Source organism: Phocaeicola fibrisolvens (assembly GCF_025567125.1).
GTDB classification, from domain to species: Bacteria; Bacteroidota; Bacteroidia; order Bacteroidales; family Bacteroidaceae; genus Phocaeicola; species Phocaeicola fibrisolvens.
On sequence record NZ_JAOQJI010000021.1, the window covers coordinates 1 to 14,577 of the forward strand.

At 48.6% G+C, this 14,577-nt stretch carries 10 protein-coding genes; 4 read left to right on the top strand and 6 right to left on the bottom strand.

The window, feature by feature from the left end:
- Positions 1 to 384: 384 nt before the first annotated feature.
- From OCV81_RS09970 to OCV81_RS09980, 3 genes are all read left to right on the top strand, one after another.
- Entirely contained in the window at positions 385 to 753 is a 369-nt protein-coding gene (locus OCV81_RS09970) for a helix-turn-helix domain-containing protein (RefSeq protein WP_148329881.1), read from the top strand.
- Between the two features lie 65 nt (positions 754 to 818).
- Entirely contained in the window at positions 819 to 2,465 is a 1,647-nt protein-coding gene (locus OCV81_RS09975; protein WP_148329882.1) for an NAD(P)/FAD-dependent oxidoreductase, read from the top strand.
- 12 nt (positions 2,466 to 2,477) lie between these two features.
- Positions 2,478 to 3,062, top strand: coding sequence for a response regulator transcription factor (locus tag OCV81_RS09980; protein ID WP_148329883.1), 585 nt, complete (start codon positions 2,478 to 2,480; stop codon positions 3,060 to 3,062).
- Position 3,063: 1 nt separating this feature from the next.
- Here OCV81_RS09980 and OCV81_RS09985 read toward each other — a convergent pair whose 3' ends face one another.
- The gene (locus tag OCV81_RS09985; protein ID WP_148329884.1) at positions 3,064 to 4,260 is read right to left on the bottom strand and encodes an esterase; all 1,197 of its coding nucleotides are present in this window, start codon (positions 4,258 to 4,260) and stop codon (positions 3,064 to 3,066) included.
- 129 nt (positions 4,261 to 4,389) lie between these two features.
- Between OCV81_RS09985 and OCV81_RS09990 the strand changes: the two genes are divergently transcribed.
- The gene (locus OCV81_RS09990; protein WP_148329885.1) at positions 4,390 to 6,846 is read left to right on the top strand and encodes a TonB-dependent receptor; all 2,457 of its coding nucleotides are present in this window, start codon (positions 4,390 to 4,392) and stop codon (positions 6,844 to 6,846) included.
- A gap of 224 nt (positions 6,847 to 7,070) precedes the next feature.
- Here the strand turns inward: OCV81_RS09990 and OCV81_RS09995 are convergent, their stop codons facing one another.
- From OCV81_RS09995 to OCV81_RS10015, 5 genes are read right to left on the bottom strand one after another with little or no spacing between them, the layout of a single operon-like run.
- Positions 7,071 to 9,080, bottom strand: a complete 2,010-nt coding sequence (locus OCV81_RS09995) for an alpha-glucuronidase (protein ID WP_148329886.1) — start codon at positions 9,078 to 9,080, stop codon at positions 7,071 to 7,073.
- Positions 9,073 to 10,050 (bottom strand): glycoside hydrolase family 43 protein, encoded by a 978-nt coding sequence (locus OCV81_RS10000; RefSeq protein ID WP_022353021.1) that lies wholly within the window; start codon positions 10,048 to 10,050, stop codon positions 9,073 to 9,075. Before OCV81_RS10000 ends, OCV81_RS09995 begins: the two co-directional genes overlap by 8 nt.
- 48 nt (positions 10,051 to 10,098) lie before the next feature.
- Positions 10,099 to 11,247 (bottom strand): endo-1,4-beta-xylanase, encoded by a 1,149-nt coding sequence (locus OCV81_RS10005; protein WP_148329887.1) that lies wholly within the window; start codon positions 11,245 to 11,247, stop codon positions 10,099 to 10,101.
- Positions 11,248 to 11,266: 19 nt separating this feature from the next.
- Positions 11,267 to 12,763: an MFS transporter gene (locus tag OCV81_RS10010; protein WP_148329888.1), complete on the bottom strand. Its 1,497-nt coding sequence runs from the start codon at positions 12,761 to 12,763 to the stop codon at positions 11,267 to 11,269.
- Positions 12,764 to 12,765: 2 nt separating this feature from the next.
- The gene (locus tag OCV81_RS10015; RefSeq protein WP_148329889.1) at positions 12,766 to 14,397 is read right to left on the bottom strand and encodes a sialate O-acetylesterase; all 1,632 of its coding nucleotides are present in this window, start codon (positions 14,395 to 14,397) and stop codon (positions 12,766 to 12,768) included.
- Between the last annotated feature and the right edge of the window lie 180 nt (positions 14,398 to 14,577).

Sequence of the window (14,577 nt, forward strand, 5' to 3'; positions counted from 1 at the left end):
AAATTTTCAGCATATCATTGACTGACAAAACCCACTTACGTGACCTGTTCGACAAGACTAATTTCAATGATGTCAAAGATCTAAATGATCCCCTGATTCCGGGCTATTTGATTAATTGTTTAACTCGTCCCATTTTAACGGGACACTAATGAAGGTTAATATATAACTAAAATCTTTTTCCTATTAAAACCAAAACCATTGATATCATTGTTATATTTTATACATACACATCGTGTTTAAATGGACAAAACCAGGAGCCCAGCACTCCTTCTTTTCTTTTCATCTTTTTTTATAACTTAGCTGCATGAATCAGTAAATCACAATGCAAATATCAAACATTTGTTTTACATAACCAAATATTTAATTGATTTTTTCGCTATTTTTATGGATATCATTGAAAGATTGCAAAAAATAATTGAACATGAAAACCTAAGTGTTTCTGCCTTTGCAAGGAAAATTGGCGTTGTAGACCAAACAATTAGAGGTATAGTCGTCCAAAAAAGGAATAAGCCCAGCTTTGATATGCTTGTAAAAATTCTTCAAACATTTGATTGGCTCAGTGCCGAGTGGCTTATAATGGGCAAAGGAAGCATGGAAAAGACAAAACCAACAGAGAAAACAGACGATTCACAACAATTAATCGAGTTTATGAAATATTTACGGGAAAAAGACGAAAAGATAGAACTTCTCATAAAAGAGATGACAGAGTTAAAAGCAAAATACGATATTGTTTCCAAAAAGTTAGAAAAATAAAGACTCTACAAATCGCCTAACCGAGCAAGAAATCTTATCTTTGCAAAAAAGTCACCATAAAAAATATGATTCACGAATACCAACTCCGCATTCTGCCCGAACAGGCAGCCTGTGAACAGTCACTCAAACAATACATCAGTCGGGAAAAAGGGCTGGACATCCGCACTATCAACGCTATCCGTACCCTGAAACGCAGCATCGATGCCCGCCAACGTACCATTTACATCAATCTGACCGTCCGTGTTTTCGTCAATGAAACGCCTTCGGAAGAAGAGTTTGAACGCACGAATTATCCCAATATAGAAGGCCGCCCCGCGGTAATTGTCGTAGGAGCCGGCCCGGGAGGTCTGTTTGCCGCCCTGAAACTGATAGAACTGGGATTACGCCCCATCGTGATAGAACGCGGAAAGAATGTACGTGAGCGAAAAGAAGACCTGGCCCGTATCAGCCGGGAACACAAAGTAGATGCCGAGTCTAACTACAGTTTCGGCGAAGGAGGAGCTGGCGCTTACTCCGACGGGAAACTCTACACCCGCAGCAAGAAGCGGGGCAGCGTAGAAAAAATCTTGAATGTGTTCTGTCAGCACGGAGCCAGTCCGACCATCTTGTCGGATGCACACCCGCACATCGGAACCGACAAACTGCCAAGGGTCATCGAGAATATGCGAAACACCATCCTGGCCTGCGGCGGAGAAGTACACTTCCAGACCCGAATGGAGGCCCTCCTGATTGAAGGACAGAAAGTGAAAGGCATTGAAACTCACGACGGAAAGACTTTCTTAGGACCGGTAATCTTAGCTACGGGACATTCTGCCAGGGACGTGTACCGCTGGCTGTATGCCCACGGTGTACAACTGGAGACCAAAGGAATCGCCATTGGCGTACGGTTGGAACATCCGTCCATGCTGATTGACCAGATACAATATCATAATAAAAACGGGCGTGGGAAATACCTTCCCGCCGCCGAATACAGTTTCGTGCAACAGGTAGACGGACGAGGAGTCTACAGTTTCTGCATGTGTCCGGGAGGATTTGTGGTTCCGGCAGCCAGTGGCCCTCACCAGCTGGTGGTAAACGGCATGAGCCCGAGCAACCGCGGTACAAAGTGGAGCAACTCGGGCATGGTGGTCGAGACGCGACCGGAAGACTTGCTGCTTCCGGAAATGCAACTCCAGGCAGATCCTATCTCCGGTTCCCAGGAAGCCCTCACAGAAGAACTGATACTCCGCGACGGAAAGCTGCCCGATGGCACTGTCCATACACTGGCCATGATGCGTTTCCAGGAAAAACTGGAGCAAATCTGCTGGCAACAGGGAAACATGCGACAGACAGCTCCTTCCCAACGTATGGTAGACTTTACCCGGAAAAAGCTGAGTTACGACCTGCCGGCCACCTCGTACAGCCCGGGACTGGTATCCTCCCCCCTGCATTTCTGGATGCCGCCGTTCCTGAGCGAACGCCTCAGCAAGGGGTTCCAACTTTTTGGGAAAAGCTCCCGCGGCTTTCTAACCAACGAAGCCGTCATGATTGCGGTAGAAACCCGCACTTCCTCTCCTGTACGCATCGTACGTGACAAGGATACCCTGCAACACCTCACCGTGGAAGGCCTGTTCCCTTGCGGAGAGGGAGCCGGTTATGCCGGAGGAATCGTTTCGGCCGGAATCGATGGCGAACGCTGCGCCGAGGCTGTAGCCCATTACCTGAACCATTAATCCCTACGCCTTATGCACCAGCCTGAAATAGCCATTATCGAGCCCAATACCCTGACAGCCCTCGGATTGCGTACCATCTTGGAAGAACTGATTCCGGAAGCTGTCATCCGTACATTTTCCTCTTTCGAACGACTGATTGACGACACCCCCGACATGTATGCGCATTATTTCGTTTCAGCTCATGTCTATTTCGAGCATACCTCGTTCTTTCTGGAACGGAAGCCCAAATGCATTGTCTTGTCTGCCGGAGAACCTTCCTTGCTGACAGGCATCCCGAGCCTGAATATCCTTCTTCCACAGGAACAGCTGGTGAAAACCATCATGCAGACCCGGAAAAGAGGACACGAACTGACCCATCATCCCGTACCCGCCGCACCGACGGATACGGAACATGAACTGACTCCACGGGAAATAGAGGTGCTCCGGCTGGTGACCAAAGGACTCATCAACAAGGAAATTGCCGAGAAACTGCACATCAGCCTGACCACGGTGATTTCACACCGGAAAAACATTACTGAAAAATTAGGCATCAAGTCCGTATCCGGCCTGGCCATCTATGCGGTCATGCACGGATACGTGGAAGCCGACCGGGTGTGATTCAGCGGAACAGCTCGGGGAGCAGATGGTTCAGGTATTTCCGCCAGTTGCGCCATTCATGGCCGCCGTCGGTTTCCATATACTCATACTTGTATCCGTGCTTGTCAAGCAGCTGACGATATTTCACATTGTCCTGATACAGGAAATCCCCGTTGCCGATGGCAATGAAATACAGCTTGGGAGCCTCTGCAAACTGGGCAGCCAGCTTTTCTTCCAAGTTCTCATAAATATACGCATTCTCACTTTTTGACTGACGGTTGATGGCGGCAGAAAACAGTCCCACGTAGCCGAACTTATCCGGATAATTGGCCGAGATATACAAAGAATGGAATCCTCCCATCGACAGCCCGGCAATGGCCCGGTGTGCCTTGTCATTCACCGTGCGGTAATGCGTCTCCACATAGTTCATAATATCCGGAAAGGCCTTTTCGAAAGAACCTTCCATGGTTTTCGGGTTTATGAACGAAGGCTTGTACATACTGTTCGGGTATTCTCCGGGCACAGCCTCCTGCCCTCCGTTACCGTTGGGCATCACCACAATCATCGGTTTTGCTTTTCCCTGTGCAATCAGGTTGTCCAGAATCTGCACGGCACGTCCCAACTCACTCCAGGCGTTCTCATCGCCACCGGCTCCGTGCAACAGGTAGAGCACCGGATAACTTTCCTGACTGTCTTCATACCCGGCCGGAGTATAGACCGTCATCCGGCGGCGTTCCATCCCCAGTGTGGGACTCGGATACCACACCTTTGAGACGGTACCATGAGGTACTTCCCGTACCAGATAATTCTGCGACAGCTCCCCGTCGACCAGGAAATAGTTGGTATAGGTGGCAATGTCGCGCAACATATACACATTGTTGGGATCGAGCATACGCATGCCGTCTACATAGAAACAATAGGTGTGCAATTCCGGCGCAGGCACCGAGGTGGTATAAGTCCACACTCCGTTTTCTTCTTTCTGCATTGGAATCTTTCCAGCCACTTCCACTTCTCCCAGTGGAGTCTGTTGCCGGGTCTTCTCAAAAAAATCGGCCTCCACAGACACGTGCTTCGCTTCCGGAGCCCACAGACGGAAAGTGACGGTCTGGTTCTTTACTTCGGGCGAAACCAGATTGCCCGTATTCACAGCCACAGTTTCCTGCGCCCAGACGCCAAGTGCGCACACACACATCGCCGCCAAACTCAAAAATCTTCTCATATCATATACCTTATTATATATAACTCCTTCACGATACACAAAATTAGCAAAATCCTCATTTATTAGGATTGCCCGTCCCCTCAATTTGCGTTTACTTTGCACCCGTTAACTAAACTATATTTCAACAGAATGAAAAAAAATACCGCTATCGCTTTTTTATGGGCTGCTTCGGCATCCAGCGTATGGGCTGTGGGTACTCCCGTGGATGCCTTGCCCAAAGACACTACCAAAGTCATCGACATTGAAGAAGTAGTCGTCATTGCCACACCGAAGGAAAACAACCGTCTGCGCCAGCAGGCCGCTTCATCGACCTCGTTTTCCCAAAGTGCCCTGCGCAACCAGTCGGTCACTTCCGTAAAGTCTTTGTCGGCTCTGGTGCCGAACCTGTTCATCCCCGACTACGGTTCCAAGCTGACCACTTCTGTCTATATCCGCGGTATCGGTTCACGTATCAATACACCGGCAGTAGGTCTCTACGTCGATAACATTCCTTTCATCGACAAGTCGGCTTTCGACTTCAATTACTCGGATATCGAACGTATCGACGTCATGCGCGGACCACAGGGAACGCTCTACGGACGCAACACCATGGGCGGACTTATCCGTGTGTTCACCAAATCACCCTTCACTTATCAGGGCACAGACCTTCGCTTGGGAGCGGCCACTTACAACAACTACAACGCCTCGCTCACCCACTACCACCGTATTTCCAGCCAGTTCGCCTTCTCGGTAGGTTTGTTCTACGACCATAAGGGAGGGTTCTTCAAGAATGACTTCAACGGCAAACGGATTGATACCGACAATGAATTCGGCGGACGTATCCGTGCCATCTACCTGCCCACCGACAACCTGAAACTTGATTTCACCGTGAACTACGAATACGCCAACCAGGGAGGTTATCCGTATGAATACACCGGAAAGGTAAAAGGAGAGGAAGACCGAGCTCAATACATCGGACACATCTCCTACGACAATGCCTGCGGCTACAAGCGTAACCTGCTGAACACCGGATTGAATCTAGAATATCAGGCCGACAATTTCATTCTGAGCAGTGTGACCGGCTTCCAATACCTGCGTGACCACATGGATTTGGACCAGGACTTCACGGAACAGAACATCTATACCATGATGCAGAAGCAGAACTCCAAGACACTGAGCGAGGAAATTGTCCTCAAATCCAAACCCGGACGCCGCTGGCAGTGGACTACCGGAGTGAGCGGCTTCTACCAATGGCTCGACACGGAGGCTCCCGTCACTTTCCAGAAAGACGGAATCAACTGGCTGAACTCTACCATCAACACCAATGCCAATAAATACATGCCGACCATATCGGCCGGTCCGATGACCATGAAAATGACTTTCAATGACGTCATCAACGGCGAACAACTGGTCATCCCGGGACAATTCAGCACGCCTATCCTGAATGCGGCCGTGTTCCATCAGTCCACCTTCAACGACCTTTTCGGTCTGAAAGGTCTTTCACTGACCGCCGGTCTCCGCATGGACTATGAAAGCCTGAAGCTGGATTATTACAGCGGTTGCCAGTTTACTCATACCTACTCACTGAGCGGCACACTGACTCCTGGTGACAAAGTCATCCCGATGGTACCGGCACAGGACTTCAACGTGAACAACAGTTACAACGGAAAACTGTCGCACGACTACATCCAGCTGTTGCCGAAGTTCGCCTTGCAATACGACTTTGATTCACGCAACAATATCTACGTCAGCGTAAGCAAAGGTTACCGTTCGGGAGGATACAACATCCAGATGTTTTCCGACTTGCTGCAAAACGACATGCAGGCCAGCATGATGAAAGATGTGGCCGATGTAACAATTCCTATTGTCAACAAAGTGCCCATGCTGAGCGACGAACAGAAACAGATGATTGCAGGTATGCTGAACGGTATGGCACAAGCACCACAAACCGACGTGAAGGCTGCCACACTCTACAAGCCGGAATATTCCTGGAACTATGAAATCGGTTCGCACCTCACCCAGCTGAACGGAAAACTGCAGGCCGACCTTTCTGCCTTCTACATGGATACCCGCGACCAGCAATTGTCGCGCTTCGCCGAAAGCGGACTGGGACGTATCACAGTCAATGCCGGAAAGAGTCGGAGCCTGGGAGCCGAAGCCAGCCTGCGTGCCCAGCTCACCGACAAGTTCAGCCTGAACGGAAACTACGGTTATACCTACGCCACTTTCACCGACTACGTAGTGAGCGAAACTGAAAACTACAACGGAAATTATGTACCGTTTGTACCCAAACACACCTTTACCGTAGGCGGACAGTACATCTTCCCGTTCCGTAACAATGCGCTATTGGACAATATTACCCTTGATGCCAACTACCGAGCGGCAGGCCGTATCTACTGGACAGAGCAGAACAACGCCAGCCAGGCCCTCTACGGCACACTGAACGGACGCCTCAGCCTGAACAAAGGTAACGGACAAATCGGTATCTGGGTGAACAATGCCCTGAACAAGGATTACCAGGCCTTCTACTTTGAGACGATGAGCCGCGGTTTTGCCCAAAAAGGTCGCCCCGTACAAGTGGGTATCGACATACGTTGTCGGTTCTAAAACCGTCCTTTCAAGAGACATAAAAAACGCCTAAGCGTTCCAGTCAAAACGCCCTTACGTTTGAATGGAAACGCTTAGGCGTTTGACATAAAACGCTTCGACGTTTTGATCGAAACGCTTCGGCGTTTGAAGACAAACGCTTAGGCGTTTTCAGCAAGTCTTTAAATGTCTCGAAAAATCGACATAAAGTCCTCAGAAATCTACTTACATCTTCATCCCAATTGTTACTTCCGCGGAAGCATGCCGGATGTAGGACATTCATAATTACTGATAGGCAGTTTCACCTTTTTCAATTCCTTCAAGGTAAATACCGGAGGTTCCACTCCTTCAGGATATTTCTTTTTTGAGAACGTGCGGAAATACTCCAGGCAAGCATCTTTCCACCACACGGCATCGCGTGCCTGAATATCCAGCCGTTCGGCCACCGCCTGATAGCGTTCCGCATCGACATAGGGCTGCATATCCTTCCAAATCCGCTGGAACGCACGCACTTCGTCTACCCCTTTCTGATACTTATAACAGAGTTCATCCCACAAGGAGCGCCCTGAACGAAGTTTCTGATTCCAATTCACATGATGAAACCAAAGCAGATATTCTTCCGGACATTGCTCCAGCGAATCGAACACCCGGGCCAACGAATCCGGATACTGTGACACGGCATCACTTCCCGTACGGCTCCGGTCGAAACCCAATCCCTCCTTGTCCGCCTGATGGTAATACGAAGGCAGCCAATCGGCACGTGCCCCAGGCACCTCACACCAAGGTTCCGGCCCATAATGATGTCCCCAGGCAAAAATATGGTGCAAGCCCAGCGGCATCATGTAATCCACCACTGCCTCCCGGCTCTCCATCATGACCTGCGTCATGGGCTCCACAAACCGGCGGTCGGTCGTGAAAGTCTGTGCCAGCCACTCGCGGGCAATCTCTTCCGCCGACAAGTCCGGATTCCAAGCCAACCGCCCGTAAGCATACCAGTTGGCCTGTGCAAAATCATGTCCGCACCAGTTCACGTGATCGCCTACATTCACTACACCCGCTACCCCCTTCAGGGAAGAAGGCTGCACATAGCGGTAAAACTCGTTCCACATAGTGGCCAGATAAGCCAGGTGATTGGAATGTCCTAAGTATTCCTGCGTTATTTGAAACTCCACCATCAAGGGTGTATGCGGCATGGCCCCGAAGAGCGGACTGTAAGGTTCCCGCGGCTGAAAGTCAATCGGCCCGTTTTTCACCTGCACCATCACATTATCCCGGAATCGGCCGTCCAGCGGCTGAAATTCCAGGTAAGCCTGCTTGGCCCGGTCTGCATCCGACGGACTGTAGACAAAGGCCCGCCACATCACGATTCCCCCATAGGGTTTCAAAGCCTCCGCCAGCATGTTCGCTCCCTCGGCATGCGTATGCCCGTAATCACACGGGCCGGGCTGTCCTTCCGAATTGGCCTTCACCAGAAAACCGCCAAAATCAGGAATCAATCCATAAATTTCCTGTACTTTCTCTTTCCACCAACGGGCCACCTCCTCGTCCAGCGGGTCGGCCGTAGACAAACCTCCTAACTTCATCGGCGAAGCAAAATTGACCGAAAGGTACACCTTGATGCCATAAGGACGGAACACGTCGGCCAATTTCCGCACCTTTTGCAGGTAGTCGGAGGATAGAATCTCGGGCGAAGCATTCACATTGTTCAGCACAGTCCCGTTGATACCCACCGAAGCATTGGCACGGGCATATTCCCGATAACGGGCCGACACGGAATCAGTCAGGTCCTCCCATTTCCACAAAGAACGTCCCGCATAACCGCGCTCAATCGTGCCGTCCAGATTGTCCCAATGGTTCAGCACACGGATGTCAAAGGCCGGCTTTTCCTGAATATCCAGCCGGGTACAATCCGCTCCTTCCGCCTGCAACCGCAGCAGATGGTAAGTTGCATACAGCAATCCCTGTTCCGTAGCGGCCTCCAGCACCGTCTTTCCTTCGGAAGTACGTATGGTGTATCCCTCTTTGCTCAACCGACGATGTGTCTCATCGGCACAGAGCTGCAAATCCACTTCCCCTCCTTTCCACAAAGCGGCCAGTTCCTCACGTGCCACAGTGAGTGTAGGAGAAGTCACTAAACAACAGACAGACGCTTGATTCACAGGCGTCTGTCGTAACCAAAGTCTGCTCCCGTCTTCAGCCCACAACGTCAGGGCCAAAGACAGGAAACAGACACTACCCCAAAGTCGTTTATTCATCCGCACTGCCTTTTACAGTTTGAATCTTGCCGTCCTCGTCATATTCCAGTTCGACCACCTTCAGGCTGCGAAGCCAAGTCTTTCCACCCGAAGGCACACAGTCGTGATGGAACAGATACCATTTTCCCTTATATTCCGCAATGGAATGGTGCGTGGTCCATCCCACCACGGGTGTCAGAATCACTCCCTGATACACAAACGGACCATAAGGATTGTCGCCTACGGCATAACACAACAAGTGTGTATCGCCAGTGGAATAGGAGAAATAATATTTCCCTTTGTACTTGTGCATCCAAGAAGCCTCAAAGAAGCGGTGCGGATCACCTGCTGTCAGCGGTTTTCCGTCTTCCCCTAACACAATCACCGGACGAGGTTCTTCTGCAAAACCGAGCATATCATCCGACAATTTTACCACCCGGCTCGGCAAGGCTGGTTCATCAGCTTCCGGCAGAAACGGATGTTCAATGGCCTTATTGTCACGATAACGCTGTAGCTGTCCACCCCAGATACCGCCAAAATACATATAATAACTGCCATCCTCATCACGGAACACAGCCGCATCGATGCTGTAACTGCCCCGAATCGGGTCGGGCTGAGGAATGAACGGGCCTTCCGGCTTGTCACCGATGGCTACTCCCATGCGGAAAATGTCGTTCCGGTCTTTCAACGGGAAATACAGGTAATATTTTCCGTCCTTACAAGCAATGTCACAATCCCAAAGCTGGCGCCCGGCCCAAGGAATATCAGCTACTTTCAAAGCCACGCCATGGTCGACGATTTCTCCATGCATCACGTCGTCGGTAGACAGCACATGATAGTCATTCATGTCAAAATGATCACCGTTGTCATTTTCCGGAATACCGGATTCACGGTCGTGTGAAGGGTAAATGTACAAGCGGCCATTGAATACATGTACCGACGGGTCTGCCATGTAATCGGCAGGAAACAGATATCTTTCTTCCTTTTTCATACTATGTAATTTTATGAGACCATTTGATGTTGGTCTCCAGTTCAACATTTATTTCTTTGCAGACGTTACGGAATCGGATGCTTCTTCTATCATTTTCCGTACAAAATCTTTAGGCTGGTAATTCCGGTCGAAAAGCAACGGATAGTCCTTTCTTCCTCGAATCGGGAAATTATTTTTCCAGGAATCCTCATCGGTCACTCCCCATGCGGTCACCCGTTCCACAATGTCGGCATGCTTTTCAAAAAGCTGAAAGAACTCTTGCATTCTTTTATTCCATGCCTGATTGACAGAATCCGGCAAAGCATCCGGATAGGGATTCAAGGATTTCTTGAAAGCCACCGTATCCGAAATATTGGCACTTCTGCGGGCCGTTGGCAAGGCACTCATGTCCCATTCTGTAATCATCACCTTCACACCGGCTGCCGCAAAGGCAAGCATGCTTTCCTCAAACCGGCGGATGTCCGGATAATCCATTCCCATGTGTCCCTGCATACCCACCGCGTCGATACGCAAGCCCTTTTCTTTCAGCGAACGAACCAGTTTTACCACTCCCTCACGGCGTCCCGGCACATCCATGCCGTAATCATTGTAATATAATTCAGCATCCGGATCGGCTTCGTGCGCATACTGAAAAGCCAATGGAATGAACTCTTCTCCCAAAATCTCGTAGAACTTGCTCTTGCGGTAAGAACCGTCTTCCATAATGGCTTCGTTCACCACATCCCATCCTTTAATCTTGCCTTTGTAGCGTCCGACTACCGTCTGAATATGGGTTTTCATACGCTGTTTCAATACTTCAGGAGAAACATTCTTTCCTTTGTCATCCACACAAAACCACTCGGGAAGCTGTGAATGCCATATCAGGCAATGTCCTGTCACCGTCAGGCCGTTATCGAGTCCCAACTGAACCAAACGGTCGGCATCCTCAAAATGGAACTCTCCTTCCTTCGGTTGGATTTCCTCACTTTTCATACAGTTCTCTGCCACAATGGCATTGAAATGCCGTTTCACGATTTTCAGTGCGGAAGTGTCCATACCCGATGACTGTCGGACATTAAGTGCCACTCCCATCAGAAATTTATCCCCAACCACCTCTTTTAATGACTTTTCCGAAACGGTCATTTTGGAAACATTGCTTCCACATGCCATCAGAAAAAGGCTACATAATGCCATCGATACAATGTGTTTGTTCTTCATTTTTCTGTTTATTTCCTAATTAATAATCGTTTTTACTTCTGCGTTCGCTCAATTCAGCCTGCATTTTCTCATTATATTCCTTGCTGATAGGATAGAAAAACAACGCTACCACTCCCACTAGGAAGAAAGCGGCAGGAATCAGGCTGGAAGACAAGATGATACCATGCACAGCCGTATCGCTCTGTACGGCACCCGAACCGGAAGCGTAGCCAAATCCGGACAACAAAAATCCCAATACGGCACCACCAATGCCTAATCCCGCTTTCAAGGCAAATACCACACCCGAAAAGACAAATCCCGTAGCACGACGATAATGGATATACTCAGAATGGTCGGCCACATCGGCAATCATCGCCCAAAGCAAAGGCACCGTAGGCGCATAGGCCAGACTCTTCAGGAAGTTCAGTACAAACATCATACCCACATTATCTTTAGCAGGGAAATAGAACAGGGCTGTAAAGACGGCTGTCAGTGAGAGGCACACAATAAACGTACGCTTCTTGCCGTATTTGTTCGCCAAAAACTCAGATAAGAAAATCACTCCGAAGAACTGTACCAGTGCCCCGACCATATTAAAGACACCAAATCCTACTTCGTATGCCTTATCCGGTGATGTCACAATCAATCCAAAGGCATTGAGCACATGATAGCCGACCGAGTTCCCAGGTTCTGCTGCCACCAACCCAATATTATCCAGAAAAGCAAACAACGCGACCTTATCCACGTAGTTCTCAAAATAATAGTTCATGGCACTTCCCCACATGGCCAGTGTGATGAAAACAAACAAGGTCAAAATAAACATGGCCCGCCAAGGCACACTACTCAACACGTCTTTAATATCCTGACGGGTATCATTTTTTTGGTTAGCCGGTGGAGTAATACGTTCCCTTGCCGAGAAAAATACAATCAGAAGAAAAATAAAACCGACTGCCGCAAACAGGGAAATCGTGCAAAGCCACCCATGCGCTTTGTCTCCCCCATCCGAAAATTTGCTCACCAATGGCAAAGTAAGTCCCTGTACCACAAACTGGGCAATGGTAGAAAAGACAAAACGTACGGAAGTGATACTGGTACGTTCCTTAATGTCCGACGACATCACTCCTCCCAAAGAGGAATAAGGCGTATTGTTAAAAGAGTACATTGTCATCAACAATGTATAAGAGATGGTTGCATACACCGCTACCAGCCCTTTTTCCTCAATACCCGGATTATAGAAGGCCAACACATAAAATACCATGAACGGGAGAGCCGTCCACAATACCCAGGGACGGTATTTTCCCCACCGTGTCTGAGTGCGGTCGGACAAAATACCCACAGTAGGGTCTACAAAAGCATCGACAATACGTGCCACTAACATCACGGTACCTGCAATTGCTCCTTCCAGACCAAACACGTCCGTATAGAATTTGGTCTGGTAAATCATCATCATCTGAAAGACGAGATTCGCAGAACAATCGCCCAGTCCATAACCGACTTTCTCGGCCATGGACACTTTCTGACTTAGAATATTACTCATTTTTACTTATTTTGTTTTTCATTCTGTATTACTGCTTCCACCAAGCGAGTAGCCGGTGTTTTCTTATCCAGCGGATGAATATCATTCCATTCACCCGTATCGCTATTTTTAATCAAGGTTACATAAGGACTTTCCTGTGCCGCTTTTGCCTGCTGTTTCCTCAATTCTGCCCAAGCTGCGCGTCCAGGGTCATTCGGTGCCAGGAAATCGGCCAATTCCACCACATAGAAAGGTAAGTTTTCATTCTGAAAAAGGGTTCTCCAGTCTGCAATCATTGCCGTAAGCAAGGAGGAATATTCCCGCCAGCGACCCACATTCGACTCGCCCTGATACCATACCACCCCTTTGAACACATAATGCTGCAAAGGATGTATCATACCGTTATACAAACCTGTCGGTATATAATGGAAAGCCGTAGAAGAAGGGGAAGGAGGCATCACCGTTCCAATCTTATGTTTCCATGTACCTTCCAAGCTGACTTCCTGATTGCCACACAGCAATTTATACGGTTTTTCTTTTACAAAGGAAGGGCAAGAACCGTAGCTGAACAAACGTACGGTCAGCTGGTTTTTTCCTTCTTTCAGGAACCTGGCCGGTACCTGATAAATCCGCGGCGGATACTGATAGGAAACAGACCCCACAAAATGTCCGTTCACATACACAGAATCAGCATCGACCATACAGCCTAACCGCAATACTACGTCTTTTCCTGCCCATCCATCGGGCACTACAAACTCTTTTCGGAACCAATGGGTCCCATTCAATGGACGACCGTTACGAAGTGCCCAATTATCTGAAAACATATCTACCCTTTCCCAATCCGTATCATTGTATGACTCGGCATACCAAGGCATTTCACCATGCAGCCCGGCATCCGACCGATACAATTGCTTATTCCATGCCGACTGATGCAGCTGTTCGGTCTCCTTTATTTGAGCCACTAGTGCGGCATCTTCATATAAGGTTTTCTGGTTTACATACTCCGGAAAATCTTTCAACCCTTCCTCGCTAATCCATGCTTCGGCCGGTGTACCTCCCCAGCTGGAATTAATAATTCCGACCGGTACTCCTGTCTTTTCCTCCAGCAGTTTAGAAAAGAAATAACAAAGAGCAGAGAAGTTCTGGACGTATTCTTTCGTCATCGGCTGCCATTTGATTGTCCGTACATCCTCCAACGGACGTGAAAAATCATACGCATACGGAACCTTTACATACCGAACAGATGAATTTTCATACGATGCAATCTCTTCGGCATACTTATCCATCACCCGGTTTACCGTCAATTCCATATTCGACTGTCCTGAACACAAGAACACATCCCCAATCAGAATGTCCTTTAATAAAATGTCATTGACAGTCATAGAATAAGGACCTCCTGCTTTCAAAGCAGGCAAAGCAATCATCCAATTTCCAGTTTCATCCGCTACGGCATGATACCGTTTCTTCATGAAAGTCAAATTCACCTCTTCACCCGGACTGGCTGTACCCCAAATCTTCAAAGGAACGTTTCGTTGAAGCACCATTCCATCGGAAATCAACGCAGGTAAAGTGACTTTGGCTGACAATCCAAAACTACAACAAGAAAGCAAAAGAAGAGTCCAAAATACCCTACTAAAATAAGCCTGTGTTTTCATACATTATATCTTGTATTTTTCATCGATTCTTACCACTACAAAAATAGTAAAAGGCCATGGAACAGGCTCTCACACAGGATACCAACCTCATATCTATTGTTACACCATCCTTTCTGTTGTAACAAAAACTTACGGAAATGTTACATCACAAAAGGAAAATCCTCCCCAAAGGCTCTTATA